The following is a 20,570-nucleotide window of genomic DNA, read 5'->3' as shown; positions in this document are numbered from 1 at the left end:
CGGCTGGTGCCGTCCGGCCGGTGACGCCGACGGCAGGTGCCGCCCGGCCGGTCACCCCGCCGGCAGGTGGCTCGGGTCTGGCGCGTCGACGTGCGGCGGAGTCACCTCCGCACGTCGGCCGGGTCGTCGGCACAGGGCAGCCCGGCTCGCCGCCAGGCCTCGAAGCCGCCGATCAGGTCCGTCGCCCGCCACAGTCCGAGGGACCGGAGGCTGGCCGCCGCCAGGCTGGAGCTGTAGCCCTGCCGGCAGACCACCACGATCTCGATGTCGTAGCCGGCCGCTTCCGGGATCCGCGTCCCGCTCGCCGGATCGAGTCGCCACTCCAGCACGGTGCGGTCGATCACCAGCGCCCCCGGCAGCTCGCCCTGCTCCGCCCGTTGCGGATCGGTACGGGTGTCCACCAGCAGCGCCCCGCGCCGGGCCGCCGCGAGCGTCTCCAGCGGCGTCAGGCGGCGTACCCCGGCACGGGCGCGAGCCAGCAGCGCGGCGACGCCCCGATCTTGATCCGACACTGGATCATTGTCTCCCGACCCAGCTCAGCCGGGAGTAGGGTCGGCCGGATGTCACCCGTGGTCGAGTCGTACGCCGAGTTGGCGGCGCGGATCCTGCGCCAGCCGGCCCGGCTGGGGCGGACCCGACTGGTCGCGGTCGACGGGCCGAGCGGAGCCGGTAAGACCGTCTTCGCCAGCCGGCTGGCGGGTGCGCTCGACGCCGCCACACCGGTGCTGCACACCGACGACCTGCTCGACGGCTGGGCGGACCAGTTCACCTTCTGGCCACGCCTGGAGGAGTGGGTACTCGCCCCGCTCCGCGCCGGCCGGCCGGCGCGGTACCGCCGGTACGACTGGGCCCGGGGCAGCTTCGGGCCGGGCTGGACGGTGCTGCCGCCCGCCCCGGTGGTGATCGTCGAGGGAGTCTCCAGCGCCCGCGCGGTGATCGCCGCCGAGCTGAGCCTGGCGGTCTTCGTGACCGCACCGGCAGAGCTGTGCCGGGACCGTACCCTGGCCCGGGACGGCGCCGCGCTGGCAGCTCAGCTCACGGTATGGCGTCGCGGTGAGCGGGCGCACTTCGCCGCGGACCGTACCGCCGAGCGGGCCGACCTGGTGGTGGACGGTGCCGCCGGCTCGGCGCTGGAGGGCGCCGCCTTCGTCCGGCTCCGGTGACGGACCGACCTCCGGCTCCGGTGACGGACTGACCCTGGTCCGCTTATGGACGTATCCGGATCGCTGCGGCACGATCGGCAGGACAGGCCGACGCAGGGGGACACCATGACGGCAGGCGGTACGAGTGGCACTCCCGCCCGACGGCGGGTGGTACTCGGCGGAATCAGCTCCCGGGCCTGGGAACATCCGGCCGACCGCGGCGCACTGACCGCGCTGCGCGAGTTGCGCGGCTTCGACGACGTGGTCAAGGCGTTCTTCGGGATGTGGAACGAACGCGGCTTCCGGCTCTCCTATCTGGCCGCCGCGATCCGGGTCGACCACCGGCAGTACTCGCGGGTCTACCGGCTCTACGCCGAGGCCGGCGCCGCGCTGGACGTGGCCGAGCTGCCGGAACTCTTCGTGACCCAGTCGCCCTGGCTGACCGGTGAGGCGATCGGTCTCGACCGGCCGTTCATCGTGATCACCTCGGCCTGTGTCAACCAGCTCGACGACGACGAGCTCCGCTTCCTGCTCGGCCACGAGCTGGGGCACGTGGGGAGCGGGCACGCCGTCTACAAGACCATCCTGACCATCCTGACCCGGTGGGCGGCCAACCTGAGCTGGCTGCCGGTCGGTGCGCTCGCCCTCCGGGCGATCATCGCCGCGATGCTGGAGTGGTGGCGCAAGGCGGAGCTGTCGGGTGACCGGGCCGGGCTGCTCGCCGGCCAGGACCCGGCGGCGGCGCTGCGGGTGCTGATGAAGCTGGCCGGCGGCGGCGACCTGAGCCAGATCGACACGGCCGCCTTCCTGGAGCAGGCCTCCGAGTACGACGGCGGTGGCGACCTCCGGGACAGCCTGCACAAGATCCGGATGACCGCCTGGAGTACCCACCCGGTGCCGGTGGCCCGGGCGGCGGACCTGCGCAGGTGGGTCGACTCCGGCGAGTACGCCCGACTGCTCGGTGGCGACTATCCGCGCCGGGAGGACGACGACCTGACCTCGGTGTCCGCCGAGATCAAGGCGGCGGCGGAGTCGTACCGGGAGGCTTTCGGACGCTCCCAGGACCCGCTGGTCGGTCTGCTGCGCCGGCTCGGCGACGGCGCCAGTGACCTCGGTGAGTGGGCCGGCGGCAGCGCGGGCCGGGCCCGCTCCTGGATGAACGCGGCGGGTGAGGCCGCTGCCCGGGCCGCCGGCCGTACCCGCCGGAGCGGCAAGCCGGGCCCGACCGGTCCCGCCGGCCCGGACGCCGACGGCGACGCACCGGAACCTCCGGCCGGGGAAGCCCGGTAGCACCCGGGACTCGGCCGATCACGCCTGCTCGACGCCGCCTACGATCTTTTCCATGACCACGACTATCCGCACCGAGTCCGAACTGCGTGCCGCGATCGAGCGCGAGCTGCCCGGCGTACGGGCCGACCTGGAGCGGCTGGTCCGGATCCCCGGCATCGCCTTCGACGGCTTCGACCACTCCCAGGTCGAGCGTTCCGCCGAGGCGGTCGCCGAGCTGCTGCGCGGCTGCTCCCTCGACGTGCGGGTGGTCCGGTCCGGCGGCCAGCCGGCGGTGATCGGCCGGCGTCCCGCGCCGCCCGGGGCACCGACCGTGATGCTGTACGCGCACCACGACGTGCAGCCGGTCGGCGACCTGAGCCTCTGGCAGAGCGACCCGTTCGAGCCGGTGGAGCGCGACGGCCGGCTCTACGGACGGGGCGCCGCCGACGACAAGGCCGGGGTGCTGGCCCACGTCGCCGCGTTGCGGGCCTTCGGCGACGCGCTGCCGGTCGGCGTGGTGCTCTTCGTCGAGGGTGAGGAGGAGTACGGCTCCGACTCGCTGGAGCGGCTCCTCACCGAGCACCGGGACGAGATCGCCGCCGACGTGATCGTGATCGCCGACTCCGGTAACTGGGACATCGGGGTACCCGCGCTGACGACCTCGCTGCGCGGCATCGTCAACTGCTTCGTGGAGGTCCGTACCCTCTCCCAGGCCGTGCACAGCGGCATGTTCGGCGGGGGCGTACCGGACGCGCTGACCACGCTCTGCCAGCTCCTCGCCACCCTGCACGACCCGGCCGGCGACGTGGCGGTGGAGGGGCTGGTCAGCACGGCGGGGGCCGCCGTCGACTATCCGGAGGAGCGGCTGCGCACCGAGGCCGGGATGCTGGACGGGGTCTCGTTCATCGGCACCGGCCGGCTGACCGACCGGTTCTGGAACAAGCCGGCGATCTCGGTGATCGGGCTGGACGCACCGCCGACCGCGGAGGCGCCGAACGCGCTGGTCCCGTCGGCGAAGGCCAAGCTGAGCGTCCGGTTGGCCCCGGGCGACCAGGCGGCGAAGGCGTACGCCGCCCTGACCGAGCACCTGCGCCGGTACGCCCCGCACGGGGCGAGCGTCACCGTGACCCTGGAACACGACGGCGAGCCCTGCGTGATCGACGCCTCGGGCCCGATGTACGACGCGGCCCGGGCCGCCTTCCGGACCGCCTGGGACGGCGTCGAGCCGGTGGACATGGGTGTCGGCGGTTCCATTCCGTTCATCGAGACGTTCCGCCGGATGTTTCCGGACGCCGCGATCCTGGTGACCGGCGTCGAGGACCCGTACGCGCGGGCGCACGGGCCGAACGAGAGCCTGCACCTGGGGGAGTTCGCCCGGGTCTGCCTGGCCGAGGCGCTGCTGCTGGCCAAGGTCGCCGAGGCCGCCGCCGGCTGACCTGACCTGAGCTGCCCGGCCCGACCGCGCGGGTTTCCCCGTCGGGACCGGGCGTGCCGGACCCCGGAGTCGGACGGTCGGGGTCGGACGGTCAAGGGGGTCGGACGGTCAAGGGGGCCGGACCGGATTCGCCGGTCACGACCCCCTGACGCGTCGACACGCCTGCGTGGCGCCCGTACGGGTTACTCGGCGGGCGGGGATGTCGTCGACCGGCGCCGCCGGCCGAGTAGCAGCAGCACCGCACCGAGCAGCAGGGCGCTGCCGCCGACGGCGGCGATGGGACCGGTCCGGACCCCGGTGATCGGGAGCCCGTCGTCGTCCGCGCCGCCACCACCGCCCGGCTCGTTGATCAGGAGCTGGGCGGTGTTGCTTTTCGGACCCGTCTCCGTCGACGGGCCGAGGCTGCGGATCGTGATCGTGCCGTTCGTGCCCGGCGCGGACTTGATCTTCACCCGTGCGACCGACGACACCACGCCCTCGCCGGAGGCGGTCGCCGGCCACTGGCTCTCGGTGCCGCAGTCGACCTCGGTCAGTTCAGCGACCGGCTCACCCTGCTCGTCCCGGAAGGTGCACCACGGGCTGGGCAGCAGCACGGTGCCGCTCGGCGCGACGATCCGCCAGGCGGCGCCGCCGTCCGACGGCCCGTGGTTGGTGATGGTGTACGGCAGTTCCACGGTGTCACCGACCGAGCCGGTGACCGAGGTGGCGCGTACCTCAAGATCGTGGTTGTTGGGTTTGGTCCAGATGCTGAACTCGGCGACGTTGGGCCCGGCCCCGGCGGCCACCCGGGCCGGGCCGGCGTCGCCGGTCGTGGCCTGCCGGCCCGGCGTGGTCCGCTGCTCGCTCCCGCCGGCCTGTTCCGGGGTGCGAGGCTTGACCGGGGACTGTTGCCCGGTCCCGGCCCGCTGCTCCGTCCTGGTTCGCAACTCGGCGAGCTTGCCGGCCAGCGACGTGCCGTCCCGCGCTCCGGCCCGGCGCTGGGCCTCGGGGAGCGGCTCGGTCAACTCGCCGGCCTCGAACCGGCCGGTCTCCTCGGCGGGCCCCGGCAGGTTCTTGCCGAAGACGACGTTGAACGCCGCGTCGCCGGATGCCGGATCGGAGAAGGCGACCCCGGCACCGGGTTCCAGGATCAGGTGCATCTGGCAGGTCACCTGCTGCGGGCCGTATACGTAGCCGGTCGGTGGATCGCCGGGAAGGTCGTCGCCGTAGACGCAGTCTCCGTAGCGCTCGGCGAAGGTCGCCCCGAGCGGGAGGGTGATCGTCAGCCGAAAGCCGGGCAGCGTGCTGTTTCCGAAGTTGAACACGGTGGCGTGCAGCGGACTGCGGTCGCCGCCGCCGACCCGCTGCTGCGCGGAACCGAGGTCGTCGACCTCGGCCACCAGGCCCGAGCCGGTGGCCCGGACGCTCACCGGAAGCTCGTACGTCGTCGAGACCGTGCCGTCCGGGCCCTGGGCCGAGACGCTGACCCGGACGATCCCCGCCGGGCCCGGCCGGGCGTCCTCGGTGCTGCGCAGCATGATCGGCCGGACGAGCCGCTCCTGGCCCGGCGCCAGGTCGCCGTGCTGGCAGTCCACCGCCTTGCCGGACTGGCGGCAGTCCTCGTCGCCGGACGGGACCGAGAAGATGATGTCGCCGGTGGTGGAGCGGGCGTCGTAGATCGCGCTGACCGCGGTGGCCGGTGCGTCCCCGGTGTTGCGGAGGTGGAAGCCGATGGCGGCGCCGGCGGTGTCGATCGTCGCGTCGGCGGTGCTGGAGATCTGCAACTGTGGCTGCGCCGCGGCGTGCGCCGGGCTGGGCGCTGCGGTGAGGGCGAGCGTCGCGAGCACTGCGGCGGCAGCCGCGCCGACCCGGCTGCCTGGGCGGAGGAAGGCGTTCGTCATGACTCTCCGGGGTTCTCGCCGGAGCCCGGGTCCGGGAACGGACCGCGTCTGGCCGGAGGGGAGTGTGGACAGAGGACGGATGTCCGTAGTCGAAAGATAGCCCACTCGTCCCGCCAGCGGAGGTCCGCCGGAAGAAAGCGGAGAAAGCGCCCGGCGGGATCGTCGGGGCGGTAAGATTTCGAACATGAGTACGAACGAGGCCATCGCGCGGCTCGATGCCGCGGTCAGTGCGCTGCGGGACGTCGACGTCTCCGCGTGGTCCGAGGATGCGCTCCGGGACCAGCTCGGCGAGCTTTCCACCGTTCTCTGCGCGCTCGACGCCGCCCTCGCCCGGGTGGCAGACGGTGTGCGTGCCCGTGGCCTGCGCATCGAGGAGCCTGCCCCGGCCTGACCGTCCCCGCCCAGCTCAGCCGGGGGACGAGGGCGGGCCGGCCGAAATATGTCGGCGGTGGCTGCCAGGATGGAGCCGTGCGCTTCGTTGATCTGGCAGCCACCTCCGCCGCCGTCGCCGCCACCTCCGGGCGGCGGGCCAAGGTCGAGCTGCTCGCCGAGGCGCTGCGCAAGCTCGCCCCGGAGGAACTCGTCGCCGGCTCGGGCTACCTGGCCGGAGAGCTGCGCCAGCGGCAGACCGGAGTCGGCTACGCCAGCCTCCGCGAGCTGCCACCGGCGGCCGAGCAGCCGATCCTGACGGTGGCCGGTGTCGACGCGGCGATAGCCGAGCTCGCCGAGGTGCGCGGAGCGGGCTCGCAGCAGCGCCGTCGCGAGCTGTTGGCCGCCCTCTTCGGCGCCGCCACCGTCGAGGAGCGGCGGTTGCTGCTCGGCCTGTTCAGCGGGGAGCTGCGGCAGGGCGCCCAGGCCGGCCTGCTGGCCGAGGCAGTCGCCCGGGCGGCCGAGGTGCCGCTGCCGGCGGTCCGCCGGGCCCTGTTGCTCGCCGGTGACCTGAAGACGGTCGCGGCGGCCGCGCTCACCGGCGGCTCGGCCGCGCTGACCGGGTTCGCGTTGCAGGTCGGCCGTCCGCTCGCGCCGATGCTGGCGCAGAGTGCGGCATCGGTCGAGGAGGCGCTGACCGCCGTCGGGCTGCCGGCGGTGGTCGACGTGAAGCTCGACGGCATCCGCATCCAGGTGCACCGCTCCGGCGACGACATCGCGGTCTTCACCCGCAGCCTCGACGAGATCACCTCGCGGGTTCCCGAGGTGGTGGCGGCGGTCCGCTCGCTGCCGGCCCGCGAGCTGGTGCTGGACGGCGAGGCGATCGCGCTCGACGCCTCCGGCCGGCCACGGCCGTTCCAGGAGACCGCGAGTCGGGCGGCCACCAGGGGAGCCCGCCGGGCCGTCCGCGACGAGGTCGGCCGCGCGCCGGGCGACACCGGGGCCACCGAGGCCGACCGCACCGGGCGCGAGGCGGCGGAACTCGTTGACCACGCGCCAGGCGTGGCGGGAGCGGTCGACGGCGTGTCGGGCGAGTGGAGAGCTGCCACCGGTGCGGGCGGCGGCGCCGACGCCGACGGGGGCGGCACCCGGAGTTTCGGCGCGGCGCCGGTCGCGCCGTCGACGGCCGGGTCGGTGCGGTCGGTGGGGCCGGTGGACATCTCCGAGGTGCCCCGGATCGGCACCTCCGGATCGGCGCCCGCCGAGATCCCCGGGCCGGAGCGTCCGGCGACGGTCGCCCCGTCGGTGGTCGCGGCGGCGAACACCAGCGGCGGGGTTGTGCTGACGCCGTACTTCTTCGACATCCTGCACTTGGACGGCGTCGACCTGCTCGACGCGCCGGGCCACGAGCGCTGGGCCGCGCTGGCCCGCACCGTCTCGCCAGCGCAGCTCGTCGAGCGGATCACCGTCGACACCGTCGAGCAGGCCTCGGCGGCGTTCGCCGCCGCAGTCGACGCGGGGCACGAGGGCATCGTGGTCAAGGCGCCGGAGGCGGCGTACGACGCGGGCCGGCGGGGCGCCGCCTGGGTCAAGGTGAAGCCGAGGCACACCCTCGACCTCGTGGTGCTCGCCGTCGAGTGGGGCAGTGGCCGGCGCAAGGGCTGGCTGTCGAACCTGCACCTCGGGGCCCGCGACCCCGAGACCGGCGGCTTCGTGATGCTCGGCAAGACCTTCAAGGGGCTGACCGACGAGTTGCTGCGCTGGCAGACCGAGCGGTTCCAGGAGTTGGCGGTGGAGCGCGGCGACTGGGTGGTCCAGGTGCGGCCCGAGCAGGTCGTGGAGATCGCCTTCGACGGGGTGCAGAGCAGTCCGCGCTATCCGGGCGGCGTGGCGCTGCGCTTTGCCCGGGTGCTGCGATACCGCGACGACAAGACCGCGGCGGAGGCGGACACCATCGATACGGTACGGGCCATCCACGCAGGTCGGCGCCCCGACTGACGCCGTCGCGGGTCCCACTCCGCCTGGTCACCGGTTGCTACGGTTCGGCAATGATCTTCCGGAACGCGCTCTACCGGCTCTACGCCCGCCACCTGCGGGCGCAACTGGTCACCGGGTCGCTGCCCCGGCACGTGGCGATGGTGATGGACGGCAACCGGCGGTGGGCCCGGAAACAGGGCTTCGAGAACCCGAGCGTTGGCCACCGGTACGGCGCGGAGCACGTCGACGAGGTGCTCGGCTGGTGCGCCGACCTCGGCATCGAACACGTGACGATCTTCGTCGCCTCCACCGACAACCTGCGCAAGCGGCCGTCGGAGGAGGTCCGGTACCTGATGGAGGTGGTCGAGCGGATCGTCGCCGCCCGGCTCGCCGAACGTCCCGGCCGGTGGCGGCTGCACCTGGCCGGGCGGCTCGACACGCTGCCCGACTCGACCCGGCACGCGCTGAAGCTGGCCCGGGACGCGACCGCCGACCGCGGGGCGCGGTTCCACCTGACCATCGCGGTCGGCTACGACGGCCGGGCAGAGGTCGTCGACGCGATCCGCTCCCTGCTGGACCAGGCGGCGCGGGCGGGTACGACCCCGGCGGAACTGGCCCAGCGGCTCAGCGCCGAGGACATCGCGGCACACCTCTACACCCAGGGGAGGCCCGACCCCGACCTGATCATCCGGACCAGTGGTGAGCAGCGGATGTCCGGTTTCCTGCTCTGGCAGGCGGCCTACTCGGAGCTGTACTTCTGCGACGCGTACTGGCCCGGCTTCCGGTACGTCGACTTCCTGCGCGCCCTGCGGTCGTACGCCGGCCGGCAGCGCCGGTACGGCGCCTGACCGCCGCATTCGACCGGCGGTCAGATCGCGGCCAGCGACCGCGCGTAGTTGACCTGCTGGTGGATCTGCTGGACCTGGAACTGGTCGGTGACCGGGATCCGGGCGACGTACTGCCGCAGGCCGTTGGTCACCGTCACCTGCACCGTTCCACGGTGGACGGTCTCCTTGATCAGCAGGAACAGCAGGCTGAACACGGTCAGCACGCAGAAGCCGACCACCGCCACCACGATTGCCCAGGTGGGCGTCTTCTGCTCGCTCTGCCAGTAGTCCGCCACGTGCCACTGGGAGCCGGCCAGCGGAAGGTCGCCACTCGGGGTGCGTACCGTCGACGAGGTGACCGCGATCTCGCCGATCTGCGCGACCACCGGCTCCGGCGGTACCGGGGGTGACCACGGCGTACCCCCGCCCGGCTGGCCCCCGCCCGGGTACGGCGACGCCGGCACAGGATAGGGCTGTGGCGCACCCGGATAGGGCTGCCCGCTGACCGGATAGGGCTGCCCGGGATAGCCCGGAGTCGGGGTCGGCGGGTCCTCCGGGGTGGACGGTGGCGGATAGCCAGGCGAGACCGAGGCGTCGGTCGGCCACGGATCGGTCGGTGGTGGCGGAGGTACGTCCGGCGCTCCGCTCGGGTTCACGCTCATGCCGGCTCCTCCCCAGTGCCACACCGGCCGTTCCGCAGACCTTAACCCGGACCGTGACCGCCGCCACCCCGAGGTGCGCCCGGTACGGCGATGCCGGCACGGTGGTCGGCCGGGACGGGCGCGGGCGGGAACGACGGGATCGCCGGCGGCGCTCAGGGGCTCAGGCGCTCAGGGGCTCAGGCGCTCAGGGGCTCGGGCGCTCAAGGGCTCGGGCGCTCAGGGGCTCGGGGTGGCCGGGGCCGGCTGGTCCAGCCGGTCCTGACCGGCCCGGTCCCGGCTGCCGTCGCCGTCCGGCGTGTCGCCGCGCGCCTCCCGGCGGGCCGCCCAGCCGAAGCCGACCAGGGTCAGCAGCGCGAAGAGCCACCACTGGACGACGTACCCGCCGTTCTGCCAGTCGTTCTCGTGCCGGATCGGTATCGCGGAGAAGGCCGGGTCGGCGGCCGGGGTCTGCTCGTCCAGCAGCAGGTACGCCGAGTAGATCGGATACGGCAGATCCCGGGCCAGCGCCGGTACGGCGATCCGCCGGGTCTCGATCCGGCCGTCCCGCCGGGTGACGGCGTCCGGCTTGCTCTCCGACAGGTGCACCCGGCCCACCACGGTCACCTCACCGGACGGTACGGCGGGGATCTCGGGTCGGGCGAGCGCGCTGCCGCCGGCGGCCGGCGGAATCCAGCCCCGGTCCACCAGGACGGCGCTGCCGTCGGCCAGCCGCAGCGGGGTGAGCACCTCGAAGCCGACCCTGCTCTCGACGGTACGGCTGCGGATCAGGATCACGTTCGTGCTGTCGTACCGCCCGGTCACGGTGACCCGGGTCCAGGCCGCGCCGGCCGGCGGCGCCTGCCCGACCGTGCCGGCCGCGCCATCCGGCCGGGGCAGCACCTGGTCCACCGGTACCGGCGCCAGGGTCGCGGTCTCGTCGATCCGCTCGTTGATCGCGGCCCGCTCCTGATAGCGGCTCAACTGCCAGTTGCCGAGCAGCACCATCACCGTGGCCGCGGCCAGGGTCAGCGCGAGGATGCCCAGCCAGCGGGGCGTGAGCAGGAACCGGTACACAGCACGAGGCTACCCGGGCGGTCCCGCCGGTTTGCCAGGTGGCCGGCTCGGCGGGCCGGCGCGGCGCGCGGTGCCGGGTATCCTCACGCGCGTCGGTTCGATCGACGGGTCGGGCCGGGCCGTCCCTCGCACCACCACCGTCCGCACCAGAACCTCCGCACCGCCCGCACGGGGGCGGTGACCGCGCCCCGAGGAGCCGACCATGATCGACGCGCCGCGCGTAGTGGTGAGCGCACCGTCGTCCGGACACGGCAAGACCGCCATCGCGGTCGGCCTGCTCGCCGCGCTCGCCGCCCGGGGGCTGGACGCCGCCGGGTTCAAGGTCGGCCCCGACCACACCGACGCCGCCTATCTCGGCCTCGCCGCCGGACGGCCCGGCCGCAACCTCGACCCCCGGCTGGTCGGCTCGCAGCGGATCGCCCCGCTCTTCGCGCACGGCTCCGCCGACGCCGAGATCGCGGTGGTGGAGGGCACGATGGGGCTCTTCGACAGCCTGGCCGGCCGGCCCGAGGTCGACTCGACCGCCGCGATCGCCACCACCCTGCGGGCCCCGGTGGTGCTGGTCGTCGACGTGGGCTCGATGGGCCAGTCGGTCGCCGCGCTCGCGCACGGCTTCCGGGCGTACGACGAGATGCTCTGGCTCGGCGGAGTGATCCTGAACCGGGTCGCCTCGGACCGACACGAGCAACTGCTCCGCGACGCGCTGGACGACATCGGCGTACCGGTCTTCGGGGCGCTGCGCCGACGCGACCTGCCCGCCGTCCTGCCGTCCCGGCAGCACGGTGTGGTGCCGGTGATGCAGCGCGGCGTGGAGGCGTACCGGGGGGTGCGCCGGCTCGGCGAGGCGATCGCCGGAGCCGTCGACCTCGACCGGCTGCTGGCGCTGGCCCGCTCGGCGCCCCGGGTGCCGGTGACCGCCTGGTCGGCCGCGGAGGCGCTCGCCGAGCTGGGCCCGGTCGGCGAGGCGCCGGTCACCCGTACGGTGGTGGCGGTGGCCGGCGGGCCCGCCCTGTCGTACTCGTACGCCGAGACCGCTGAACTGCTGGCGGCGGCCGGTGCCGAGGTGGTCGCCTTCGACCCGCTCCGCGACGAGGTGCTGCCGGCGGGTACCGGTGCCCTGGTTATCGGCGGTGCGCTGCCCGAGACGTACGCCGAGGAGCTGTCGGCGAACCGCCGGCTCTGCATCGCGGTCGCGGAACTGGCCCGTACGGGTCGACCGGTGATCGCCGAGGGGGCCGGGCTGCTCTGGCTGGCCCGGGAGTTCGACGGGCGCCCGATGTGCGGGGTGCTGGACGCCGTCGGGGCGAGCCTGGACCGCACCGTGGTCGGTTACCGCGAGGCGACGGCACGGGCGGACACTCCGGTGGCCCGGCTCGGCGCCCGGGTGGTCGGCTACAAGCAGCATCGCGGGGTACTGACCCCACGCGCCGGGCAGACCCCGGCGTGGAGCTGGGGCGGTGGCCCGCCGGAGGGCTTCGTCTGGCGCCGGGTGCACGCCTCCCAGTTGACGCTGCACTGGGCTAGTAGCCCGGTGATCGCCAGCCGCCTGGTCGCCGCCGCCGCATCGGCCGGTACGCCCGCCCCGGCCGGTACGCCCGCCCCGGCCGGTACGCCCGCCCCGGCCGGTACGCCTGCCCCGGCCGGTCCGGCTGCCGTGCCACCGGCCGTCCCGGTTGCGCCGGCCGCCGCGGCGCCGTCAGCGGGTCCGGTCTCGCCGTCCGCTCCGGTCTCGCCAGCGGGCCTGGTCAATCCCACCGCACCGGTGTCACCAGGCATGGTCGGATCGCCGGCCTCCGTCTCCCCGCCGGCCTCCGTCTCCCCGCCGGCCTCCGTCTCCCCGTCGGGCCTGGTCGGACCGGCTGCTCCGGTGGCACCTCCGGCACCGGCCGGTCCGTCCGCTCCGGTCTCGCCGTCCGCTGCTGGCCGACCTGCCGTTCCGGTCGGTCCGGATGCGGTCACGCCCCGGCAATCGGAGTCCGGCACCGCGTCCGGTGGTGCCGCGCCACCCGGTGGTCGTGCTCCGGCTAGCAGTCCTGCTGCGGCTGGTGGTCGTGCTCCGGCTAGCAGTCCTGCTCCGGCTGGTGGCTCTGGTCCTGCTGGTGGCTCTGGTCCCGCTGGTGGTCGTGCTCCGGCTGGCGGTCCTGCTTCGGCCGGTGGCGCCGCGCCGTCTGGCGGCGCTGCCCAGCCCGCTCCGATCCGGCCGGGCGCGGTTCCGCCGGGCGCCCCGGCGCCGAGGGCCGCCGGCCCCGGCCCGGCGACTGGCGCACCGGTTCGACCGCGACCTGCCGGGCCACCCTCAGCCGCGCCGGCATCGCCGGCCGGACCGTCTGCCGGCCAACGGGCCTCCGGCCCGGCCGGCGGTCCACCCCAGGGAGCGACCAGCCCTCCGCCGTCCGGTGCGCCGAGGTCGGCCACCGGCATGCCCGGGGCAGGACCGGCACCGCAGGCCCGGCCGAGGCCGACTGGCGGGGGCGAGGCTCCCGGACCGGTGGCCGCGCCCGCGCCACGTCCGAGGCCGGTACCCGTCGACGAGCAACCGGTGCCGGAAGGTACCGCCGACCGGCCAGTGCCGGTCAGGGCCGGTGACGGCTCGGGTGTGGCGCCCGGGGCGAGCCGGACGGATACCGTGGCGGCGGCGGAGGTCGCCGCACCGGGCGAGGCGGCTGGGTCCGAGCCGGTGGCCGGTGCCGTGCCGAGCAGCCCGGCCGGTGGACCGGTGCCGTGATCCGGTCGACGACCCGGCCGGCGGCGTGCCCGCGGACCGGGGCCGGCGTTTGTGCGGAGCGTCCAGGCCGGCGTCCATGGGGAGCATCCGGGGCGAGCGGCGTGCGCGGGCGTCGCGGATGATGTCGGGCCGGTGGCGGGCATGAGCCGAGATGAGGTGGCGGTTGTGACCGGATGGGCGGTTCGGCACGGCCGGATCGGCAGCGAGCCGGGCCGGAGGAGCACGGTCGGGAGGCGGTCCGGCGGCGAGCGGGGAGAGTCGGCGGCATGAGCGGAGAGGTGGCGGTGCGCCGCTTTCCGACCCTGACCGTGTCGACGCCACGGGTGCACGTACGACCGCTGCGGGGGTCGGACGCGAAGGCGGTCTCGGTGATCTTCGCCGACAAGCAGACCCAGCGCTGGCTGCCGTTCCAGCGCGAACTGGGACAGATCGACGCCGACGCCTGGTGCACCGAGATGGCCCAGGAACGGCGGGACAGCGGTAACGGCGACCACTACGGCGTGATCCGGCGCGAGGACGAGCGGCTGGTGGGCTGCCTGTGGACCAAGCGTACCGACTGGGGAGGCCGGGTCACCGAGGTGTCGTACGCGATCGCGCCGGAGGCGCGCGGGTTCGGCATGGCGGCGGAGGCGGTCGACGCGATTGCCGTCGCGTTGATCCTGGAGCACGGTTTCCAGCGCCTCGAGCTGCGGGTGGCACCCGGCAACACCGCGTCTCGACGGGTCGCCGAGAAGGCCGGGTTCACCTACGAGGGGCTGCTGCGCAACGCCGGGTACGTGCACAGCGGCCGGGTCGACCTGGAGGTCTGGTCCCTGGTCGCCGCCGATCTGCACTCACCCGGCCACTGAGGCTGTGCGCCCTCGCCCGGTCAACCGGTCATCTCCGCGGAGGGCGGATTGAACTGGCGTACCGGCTGATCCTTCAGCGCGCCCTTCAGGAATCCGGCGACCGCGTCGATCGGCTTGTTCGCCGGGCCCGAACCGACCGGGTTCATCGGGCTGTCCGGGTCGGAGAGGAAGCTCGCGGCGGCCAGTTCAGGGGTGAAGCCGACGAACCAGGCGGCCCGGTCGCTGTCGGTGGTACCCGTCTTGCCGGCCACCGGCCGACCGACGATGCCCCGGACCCGGTCGGCGGTGGACCAGCCGCCGCAGGAGCCCCGGGCCGGGGTGTCCCCGGTCGGGCACCGGGCGGCGTCGGTGGCGGCCCGGGCCGCGTCGGCGCCGACCTCCTGGCTGCACCGGGGGAGCGCGATCTCCAGATCCATCCCGGCCCCGGTCCGGTACGTCGCCGGGGTGCCGTCCGGCCCGACGATCGAGGTGACCGGCAGCGCCTCGCAGAACCGTCCCTCGGCGGCGACCGTGGCGTACGCGTTGGCCATCTCCAGCGGGGTGACGTCGGAGACCCCGAGGGTGAACGAGCCCCACTTGTTCGCCTGGCTCGGCGACGCCTGCCGCTTGTCGATGTCGGTACGCCACTGTAGGCCCAACCGTTCGGCCAGCCGGACCACGTTCTCGGCGCCGACCTTCTGCTCCAGCCAGACGAAGTACGTGTTGACCGACTTGCCGAAGCCGGACCACATGGTCTGGTGGCCACTCATCGCCCCGCTGGCGTTCGACGGGCACCAGTAGCCGCCGCAGTCAGTCGGGCCACCGCTGCCGTCCGGGTAGATCGAGACGAACCGGTGCGGTGAGTTGAACGCCGTGCTGAGCGGCAGCCCGGCGTCCAGCGCGGCGAGCATGGTGAACATCTTGAACGTCGATCCGGCCTGGTAGCCGGGGAGGTCGCCGCCACCGAGCAGCGGGACCACGGTGTTCGGGTAGTTGCCCTTCATCCGGGTGCGCTTGCTCGGGTCGGAGTGCGGGCCGTTCTCGTCCTGGTCCAGCGAGTAGGTCCGGTTCACCGCCATCGACTTGACGTACCCGGTGCCGGGTTCGACCGCGACCAGGCCGTGTCCGTACGGGCTGCCGTTGGACTCTCCGGCCTGTACCTGCTCGTCGGCGACCTCCTGAATCTTCGGGTCCAGGCTGGTGACGATGGTGTAGCCGCCCCGGCGCAGCTTGTCGAGGCGCTCCAGGGAGTTGCTGCCGAACGCCGGCTGTGCGGCCCACCAGGCCTTCAGGTAGTCGCAGAAGAAGCCCCAGCTGTTGTGCTCCTCCGGCACCGACATGCAGTCGTTCGGCGGGTTGCTGAGGCGGAGCTGGATCGGTTCGGCCTTCGCCGCCGCCGTGGCCTGCGGGGACAGGTAGCCCATCGCCTGCATCCGGTCGAGTACGTAGTTGCGCCGGTCGGTGGCGGCCTTCCGGTCCGAGCTGGCCGGGTCGTACGTGGTCGGCGCCTTCACCAGCCCGGCGAGGGTGGCCGCCTCGACCGGGGTGAGGTCCTTCGGCAACTTGGAGAAAAAGATCTCCGACGCCGAGTAGATGCCGTACGCCCGGTGGCCGAAGTAGGCCGAGTTGAGGTAGCGCTCCAGGATCTGCGACTTTGTCGTCTCCTTCTCCAGGTCGAGGGCGAGTCGCATCTCGCGGAGCTTGCGCAGCGGCGTCTGCTCGGTGGCCTGCCGCGCCTCAATCGGGGTCTTGGCGCTGTCCCGCAGGGCCATCCGGACGTACTGCATGGTCAGCGTGGAGGCGCCCTGGGACACCCCGCCGGCCTGCTGGTTGGCGACGAACGCCCGGAGCACGCCCTTGGGGTCGACCCCGTTGTGCTCGTAGAACCGGGAGTCCTCCGAGGCCACGATCGCCTGCTGGATGTACGGCGACATCTGGGAGAGCGGCACGTACCGCCGGTGTTCCTCGTAGAAGGTGGTAATCAGGGTCGTCCCGTCGGCCGCGTAGACGTAGCTGGTCTGTGCCGGCGCCGAGGCGAGCAGATCGGCCGGGGTCTTCTCCACCAGGTCGGCGCCGGCCTTGGCGGCCAGCCCACCGACCGCGACGAACGGGAACAGCGCCGCCGCGACGACCACGCCGGCGATCAGGCCGGCACGGAGCAGGGGTACGAGTCGACCAGGGGCAGGGCGGGTGGTGGGGTTGGTCACGTTTCCAAGCTAGGATAAATCTCGGTAAAACATGATAAAGATTCGCGAATGTGCGAGCCTTCGGACCGCCGGTTCGACCATTCCCGATCCGTTCCGGGGCGCCCGCTGGCCGCCGCCGCCGGCCGCCCGGCAGGATCATGCCCATGCCTCGGCCCGCAGCCGCACCGCCATCCGTCGGGCCCGATCCCGGCCCGCGAGGGCCCGACGAGCTCGACCAGCACCGGCCCGATCAGCTCGGCCGGCACGGGCCCGATCAGCTCGGCCGGCACGGGCCCGATCAGCTCGGCCGGCACGGGCCCGATCAGCTCGGCCGGCACGGGCCCGACCAGCTCGGCCGGCACGGGCCCGACCAGCTCGGCCGGCACGAGCCTGACCAGCTCGGCCGGCACGAGCCCGATCTCGGCCACCACGGCGACGTCGAACTCGCTCCCGGTCTGGTGGATCTCGCGGTCAACGTCCAGCGGCACCCGATGCCGGCCTGGTTGCGGGAACCGATCGTCGCCTCGCTGGAGACGCTGACCGCCTATCCCGACCCGGCCCCGGCCCGGGCCGCCGTCGCCGCCCGGCACCGCCGGGCGGTCGACGAGGTGCTGCTGACCGCCGGGGCCGCCGAGGGGTTCGTGCTGCTCGCCCAGGCACTGCGCGGCGCGCGCCGACCGGTGGTCGTGCATCCCCAGTTCACCGAGCCGGAGGCGGCGCTGCGGGCGGCAGGACACCGGGTCGAGCGGGTGCTGCTGCCGGCGGAGACCGGCTTCCGGCTGGACCCCGACCGGGTACCGGCCGACGCCGACCTGGTCTTCGTGGGCAACCCGACCAACCCCACCTCGGTACTCCACCCGGCTGACGTCCTGGCCGGCCTGGCCCGCCCCGGCCGGGTACTGGTCGTCGACGAGGCGTTCGCCGACTCCACCATCGGCATCGACACCGGGCCCGCCGGGGCCGGACGTGTCGGGATCGGCTCCGGAGGAGCGGCCGGGGGAGCAGCCGAACCCGAGTCCCTGGCGAGCCGGCGCGACCTGCCGGGGCTGGTCGTCGTGCGGAGCCTCACCAAGACCTGGGGGCTGGCCGGACTCCGCATCGGCTACCTGCTCGCTCCGGCCGAGCTGGTCGGGCGGTTGGCGGCGGTACAACCGCTCTGGGCGGTCTCGACCCCCGCGCTCGCTGCGGCGGCGGCCTGCGCCACGCCCGGTGCGGTCGAGGCGGAGCGCCGGATCGCCGCGCGGCTCGCCGTCGAGCGGGCGTACCTGGTCCGGCGGCTCGGCGAGCTGCCCGGGGTACGCGTCGCGGGCACCCCGGCCAGCGCGTTCGTCCTGGTGCACCTGCCCGGGGCGGCGCGGGTACGGCTGGCCCTGCGCGACCGGGGTTTCGCGGTACGCCGGGGAGACACCTTTCCGGGGCTGGGCCCCGACTGGCTGCGCCTCGCGGTACGGGACACTGCCACCACCGACCTGTTCGTGGCCGCGCTGGCCGGAATCCTGGAGGAATAATGTTGGACGCCACCCTCGCCGAGATCGGTCCCCTCGACGAGGCGGCCATGGCCGCGGCTCACGACCTGCACGCCAGGCTGACCAAGCCGGCCGGTTCGCTGGGCGCCCTGGAGGAACTCTCGATCCGGCTGGCCGGGCTGGCCGGCGCCTGTCCACCGCCGCTGCCCGAGCCCGCCGCGGTGGCGATCTTCGCGGCCGACCACGGGGTGCACGCCCAGGGGGTGACCCCGTGGCCGCAGGAGGTCACCGCGCAGATGGTGGCCAACTTCCTGGCCGGTGGCGCGGTGGTGAACGCGTTCGCCGGGCAGACCGGCGCCACGGTGACCGTGGTCGACGTCGGGGTGGCCACCCCGCTGGCTCGGCCGGTGGTGCCGGCGCAGCGGTCGGCGCGGCCGGCTCCCCGGCTGGTCAGCGCGAAGGTCCGGGCCGGCAGCCGGGACATGAGCGTGCAACCCGCCCTGACCCGGGACGAGGCACGCAGCGCGGTCGAGACCGGCGTTCGGGTGGCACACGAACTGCTCGACTCCGGCGCCGGGATCCTGGTCACCGGGGACATGGGGATCGGCAACACCACGGCAGCCGCCGCGCTGATCGCCGCCTTCACCGGAATCGACCCGGCCGAGGCGACCGGACGGGGCACCGGGATCGACGACGCCACGTACTCCCGGAAGGTGGCTGTGGTGCGGGCGGCGCTGGCCCGGCACGTACCCGATCCGGCCGATCCGCTCGGGGTGCTGGCCGCGGTCGGCGGGCTGGAGCACGCGGCGCTGGCCGGCTTCGTCCTGGGCGGTGCCGCACGGCGTGTCCCGGTGCTGCTGGACGGGGTGAGTGCGGTCGCCGCCGCGCTCGCGGCGGCCGCCTTCGCCCCGGACGCGGTCGGCGCGATGGTCGCCGGGCACCGCTCGGCCGAGCCGGGCGCGACCGCCGGGTTGGACCGGCTCGGCCTGCTGCCGATAATCGATCTGGGCCTACGGCTCGGCGAGGGCACCGGCGCCCTGCTTGCCTATCCGGTGGTCGCCAGCGCGGTGCGGGTACTGCACGAGGTGGCCACGTTCGACGCGGCGGGAGTGTCGGAGAAATGATCATGTATCCGCTTGCGCTGCGGCTCGCCGGCCGGCGGGTGCTGGTGGTCGGTGGCGGGGCGGTGGCGACCCGGCGGGTGCCGGCGCTGCTGGACGCGGAGGCCCGGGTGGTGGTGGTCGCCCCCGAGCTGACCCCGGCGCTGCGGGCACACGTCGACGCGGGCCGGGTGGAGTGGGTCGCCCGGGAGTTCGCGCCGGGCGACCTCGACGGGGCCTGGCTGGTGCAGGTGGCCGTGGACGATCCGGCCGCCGCCGAGGCGGTCAGCGCCGCCGCGCTCGACCGGCAGATCTTCTGCGTACGCGCCGACGACCGCGACGCCGCGACCGCCTGGACCCCGGCGGTCACCCGGTACGGCCCGCTCACCGTCGCCGTGCTCGGCGGGGGTGACCCGCGTCGGGCCGTGGCGGTCAGGGACGCGATCCGGGAGCAGTTGATCGCCGGATCGCTCTCCGGTGTCGCGGCGGAGCCGCCGCTGCTGCCCCCACCGGACGGGTCCGCGCCCGACGGCGCCGCACCGGTGGAGGGGAGCACGCTGAACGGCAGTGTGCGGGACGGTGACGGCGGCGGGCCGGGCGGCACGGTTGCCGGCGTCCCCGGCACCGGCGCCCCCGGCGCCCCCGGCACCGCCGGTCACAGTGGCGACAGTGATGACAGCGGCCACAGTGGCGGCACCGGCGTGCCGCCGGAGCGGACCGGCGCCGACGGCCTGGCGGCGGACACGGCGGTCTCCACCGGTCGGCCGGAACGGCCTGTCGGGCGGGTCGCGCTGGTCGGCGCGGGTCCCGGCGACCCCGAACTGATCACGGTCCGCGGCCGGCGGCTGCTCGCCGAGGCCGACGTGGTGGTCGCCGACCGGCTGGTCCCCGGGCTGCTCCTCGACGAGTTGCGGCCCGAGGTCGAGCTGGTGGATGCCACCAAGATCCCGCACGGGCCGGCCGCCGCGCAGGAGGAGATCAACCGGGTACTGGTGGACCGGGCCCTGGCCGGCGCCCGGGTGGTCCGCCTCAAGGGCGGCGACCCGTACGTCTTCGGTCGAGGTGGCGAGGAGGCGCTGGCCTGTGCGGCCGCCGGGATACCGGTGACCGTGGTCCCCGGGGTGACCAGTTCGGTCGCGGCTCCGGCGGCGGCCGGCATCCCGGTGACCCACCGGGGCGTGGCGCACGAGTTCACGGTGGTCTCCGGGCACCTCCCGCCGGAGCATCCCGACTCCCTGGTCGACTGGTCGGTGCTGGCCCGGCTGCGCGGCACCCTGGTCGTGCTGATGGGGCTGAACAACCTGCCGGCGATCGCCGCCGCGCTGCGGGCACACGGACGGTCGGCGAGCACTCCTGCCGCAGTCGTGCAGGAGGGTACGACCGACGGTCAGCGGGTGCTCCGGTCGACCCTGGACGCGGTCGCGGCGGAGGCGCTCGCGGCCGGTTTCCGCCCCCCGGCGGTGGTGGTCTTCGGCGACGTGGCAACCACGCTGGCCGGAGTTCCGGCCAGCACCGGCAGCTCCGCCACCCCGAACGATTGAAGTATCGTCACGCGTCGATCAGACTGACCGAACGTACCACTCGGTCGGACAACTGCTGCCCAATCACGAGAGCACCCCGGCCACGGTGAGCCTGCCGTCCTGACCCTCCCA

Annotated in this window: 16 protein-coding genes and 1 pseudogene; 11 read left to right on the top strand and 6 right to left on the bottom strand. The window is 74.3% G+C overall.

The window, feature by feature from the left end:
- Window positions 1–101: 101 nt before the first annotated feature.
- Complete coding sequence (locus AAH979_RS22190) at window positions 102–512, bottom strand: rhodanese-like domain-containing protein (protein WP_346260027.1); 411 nt, start codon at window positions 510–512, stop codon at window positions 102–104.
- Between the two features lie 48 nt (window positions 513–560).
- Between AAH979_RS22190 and AAH979_RS22185 the strand changes: the two genes are divergently transcribed.
- From AAH979_RS22185 to AAH979_RS22175, 3 genes are all read left to right on the top strand, one after another.
- Window positions 561–1,163, top strand: coding sequence for a hypothetical protein (locus AAH979_RS22185; RefSeq protein WP_346260026.1), 603 nt, complete (start codon window positions 561–563; stop codon window positions 1,161–1,163).
- Window positions 1,164–1,268: 105 nt separating this feature from the next.
- Complete coding sequence (locus AAH979_RS22180; protein ID WP_346260025.1) at window positions 1,269–2,432, top strand: M48 family metallopeptidase; 1,164 nt, start codon at window positions 1,269–1,271, stop codon at window positions 2,430–2,432.
- 52 nt (window positions 2,433–2,484) lie between these two features.
- Window positions 2,485–3,846 (top strand): dipeptidase, encoded by a 1,362-nt coding sequence (locus tag AAH979_RS22175; RefSeq protein ID WP_346260024.1) that lies wholly within the window; start codon window positions 2,485–2,487, stop codon window positions 3,844–3,846.
- 182 nt (window positions 3,847–4,028) lie between these two features.
- On the opposite strand, the gene AAH979_RS22170 is transcribed toward AAH979_RS22175, so the two are convergent.
- Window positions 4,029–5,726: a hypothetical protein gene (locus tag AAH979_RS22170; RefSeq protein ID WP_346260023.1), complete on the bottom strand. Its 1,698-nt coding sequence runs from the start codon at window positions 5,724–5,726 to the stop codon at window positions 4,029–4,031.
- A 184-nt stretch (window positions 5,727–5,910) separates the two neighbouring features.
- Between AAH979_RS22170 and AAH979_RS22165 the strand changes: the two genes are divergently transcribed.
- The 3 genes from AAH979_RS22165 to uppS all read left to right on the top strand — a co-directional run bounded on the left by AAH979_RS22165 (window position 5,911) and on the right by uppS (window position 8,920).
- On the top strand, window positions 5,911–6,117 hold the full coding sequence (locus tag AAH979_RS22165; RefSeq protein WP_346260022.1) for a hypothetical protein: 207 nt from the start codon (window positions 5,911–5,913) through the stop codon (window positions 6,115–6,117).
- A gap of 77 nt (window positions 6,118–6,194) precedes the next feature.
- Entirely contained in the window at window positions 6,195–8,093 is a 1,899-nt protein-coding gene (locus AAH979_RS22160) for an ATP-dependent DNA ligase (RefSeq protein ID WP_346260021.1), read from the top strand.
- A gap of 50 nt (window positions 8,094–8,143) precedes the next feature.
- Window positions 8,144–8,920, top strand: a complete 777-nt coding sequence (uppS, locus tag AAH979_RS22155; protein ID WP_346260020.1) for a polyprenyl diphosphate synthase — start codon at window positions 8,144–8,146, stop codon at window positions 8,918–8,920.
- Window positions 8,921–8,940: 20 nt separating this feature from the next.
- Here the strand turns inward: uppS and AAH979_RS22150 are convergent, their stop codons facing one another.
- Both AAH979_RS22150 and AAH979_RS22145 read right to left on the bottom strand, forming a co-directional pair.
- On the bottom strand, window positions 8,941–9,561 hold the full coding sequence (locus tag AAH979_RS22150) for a hypothetical protein (RefSeq protein WP_346260019.1): 621 nt from the start codon (window positions 9,559–9,561) through the stop codon (window positions 8,941–8,943).
- 216 nt (window positions 9,562–9,777) lie between these two features.
- The gene (locus AAH979_RS22145; RefSeq protein ID WP_346260018.1) at window positions 9,778–10,614 is read right to left on the bottom strand and encodes an SURF1 family protein; all 837 of its coding nucleotides are present in this window, start codon (window positions 10,612–10,614) and stop codon (window positions 9,778–9,780) included.
- 202 nt (window positions 10,615–10,816) lie between these two features.
- Here AAH979_RS22145 and AAH979_RS22140 point away from each other — a divergent pair, with 202 nt between their 5' ends.
- Both AAH979_RS22140 and AAH979_RS22135 read left to right on the top strand, forming a co-directional pair.
- Window positions 10,817–13,339 carry a cobyrinate a,c-diamide synthase gene (locus tag AAH979_RS22140; RefSeq protein ID WP_346260017.1) on the top strand — a complete coding sequence of 841 codons (2,523 nt, stop codon included), beginning with the start codon at window positions 10,817–10,819 and terminating at the stop codon, window positions 13,337–13,339.
- 266 nt (window positions 13,340–13,605) lie between these two features.
- Complete coding sequence (locus AAH979_RS22135) at window positions 13,606–14,187, top strand: GNAT family protein (RefSeq protein WP_318394962.1); 582 nt, start codon at window positions 13,606–13,608, stop codon at window positions 14,185–14,187.
- Window positions 14,188–14,207: 20 nt separating this feature from the next.
- On the opposite strand, the gene AAH979_RS22130 is transcribed toward AAH979_RS22135, so the two are convergent.
- Both AAH979_RS22130 and AAH979_RS22125 read right to left on the bottom strand, forming a co-directional pair.
- On the bottom strand, window positions 14,208–16,373 hold the full coding sequence (locus tag AAH979_RS22130) for a transglycosylase domain-containing protein (RefSeq protein WP_346260016.1): 2,166 nt from the start codon (window positions 16,371–16,373) through the stop codon (window positions 14,208–14,210).
- Entirely contained in the window at window positions 16,370–16,840 is a 471-nt protein-coding gene (locus tag AAH979_RS22125) for a hypothetical protein (RefSeq protein ID WP_346260037.1), read from the bottom strand. The genes AAH979_RS22130 and AAH979_RS22125 overlap by 4 nt, the downstream gene beginning before the upstream one ends.
- Here AAH979_RS22125 and cobC point away from each other — a divergent pair.
- The 3 genes and pseudogenes from cobC to cobA form a co-directional block, all read left to right on the top strand.
- Window positions 16,763–17,860: pseudogene (gene cobC, locus AAH979_RS22120) on the top strand (Rv2231c family pyridoxal phosphate-dependent protein CobC); the annotation flags it as partial. The gene AAH979_RS22125 and the pseudogene cobC overlap by 78 nt on opposite strands.
- Window positions 17,860–18,942, top strand: a complete 1,083-nt coding sequence (gene cobT, locus AAH979_RS22115) for a nicotinate-nucleotide--dimethylbenzimidazole phosphoribosyltransferase (protein WP_346260015.1) — start codon at window positions 17,860–17,862, stop codon at window positions 18,940–18,942. The pseudogene cobC and the gene cobT, both read left to right, overlap by 1 nt.
- Before the next feature lie 2 nt (window positions 18,943–18,944).
- Window positions 18,945–20,459, top strand: a complete 1,515-nt coding sequence (gene cobA, locus AAH979_RS22110; RefSeq protein ID WP_346260014.1) for a uroporphyrinogen-III C-methyltransferase — start codon at window positions 18,945–18,947, stop codon at window positions 20,457–20,459.
- The last annotated feature ends 111 nt before the right edge of the window (window positions 20,460–20,570 follow it).

Source organism: Plantactinospora sp. ZYX-F-223 (assembly GCF_039649625.1).
Classification (GTDB): domain Bacteria; phylum Actinomycetota; class Actinomycetes; order Mycobacteriales; family Micromonosporaceae; genus Plantactinospora.
This window is presented reverse-complemented; position numbering and strand designations above follow the sequence as displayed.

What these genes read in the sequence shown, in the direction of transcription:
- AAH979_RS22140 (WP_346260017.1), top strand. Translation starts at nt 10,817, where the DNA reads ATGATCGACGCGCCGCGCGTAGTGGTGAGCGCACCGTCGTCCGGACAC.
- AAH979_RS22135 (WP_318394962.1), top strand. Translation starts at nt 13,606, where the DNA reads ATGAGCGGAGAGGTGGCGGTGCGCCGCTTTCCGACCCTGACCGTGTCG.
- uppS (WP_346260020.1), top strand. Translation starts at nt 8,144, where the DNA reads ATGATCTTCCGGAACGCGCTCTACCGGCTCTACGCCCGCCACCTGCGG.
- AAH979_RS22165 (WP_346260022.1), top strand. Translation starts at nt 5,911, where the DNA reads ATGAGTACGAACGAGGCCATCGCGCGGCTCGATGCCGCGGTCAGTGCG.
- cobA (WP_346260014.1), top strand. Translation starts at nt 18,945, where the DNA reads ATGTATCCGCTTGCGCTGCGGCTCGCCGGCCGGCGGGTGCTGGTGGTC.
- AAH979_RS22185 (WP_346260026.1), top strand. Translation starts at nt 561, where the DNA reads ATGTCACCCGTGGTCGAGTCGTACGCCGAGTTGGCGGCGCGGATCCTG.
- cobT (WP_346260015.1), top strand. Translation starts at nt 17,860, where the DNA reads ATGTTGGACGCCACCCTCGCCGAGATCGGTCCCCTCGACGAGGCGGCC.
- AAH979_RS22170 (WP_346260023.1), bottom strand. Translation starts at nt 5,726, where the DNA reads ATGACGAACGCCTTCCTCCGCCCAGGCAGCCGGGTCGGCGCGGCTGCC.
- AAH979_RS22175 (WP_346260024.1), top strand. Translation starts at nt 2,485, where the DNA reads ATGACCACGACTATCCGCACCGAGTCCGAACTGCGTGCCGCGATCGAG.
- AAH979_RS22150 (WP_346260019.1), bottom strand. Translation starts at nt 9,561, where the DNA reads ATGAGCGTGAACCCGAGCGGAGCGCCGGACGTACCTCCGCCACCACCG.
- AAH979_RS22180 (WP_346260025.1), top strand. Translation starts at nt 1,269, where the DNA reads ATGACGGCAGGCGGTACGAGTGGCACTCCCGCCCGACGGCGGGTGGTA.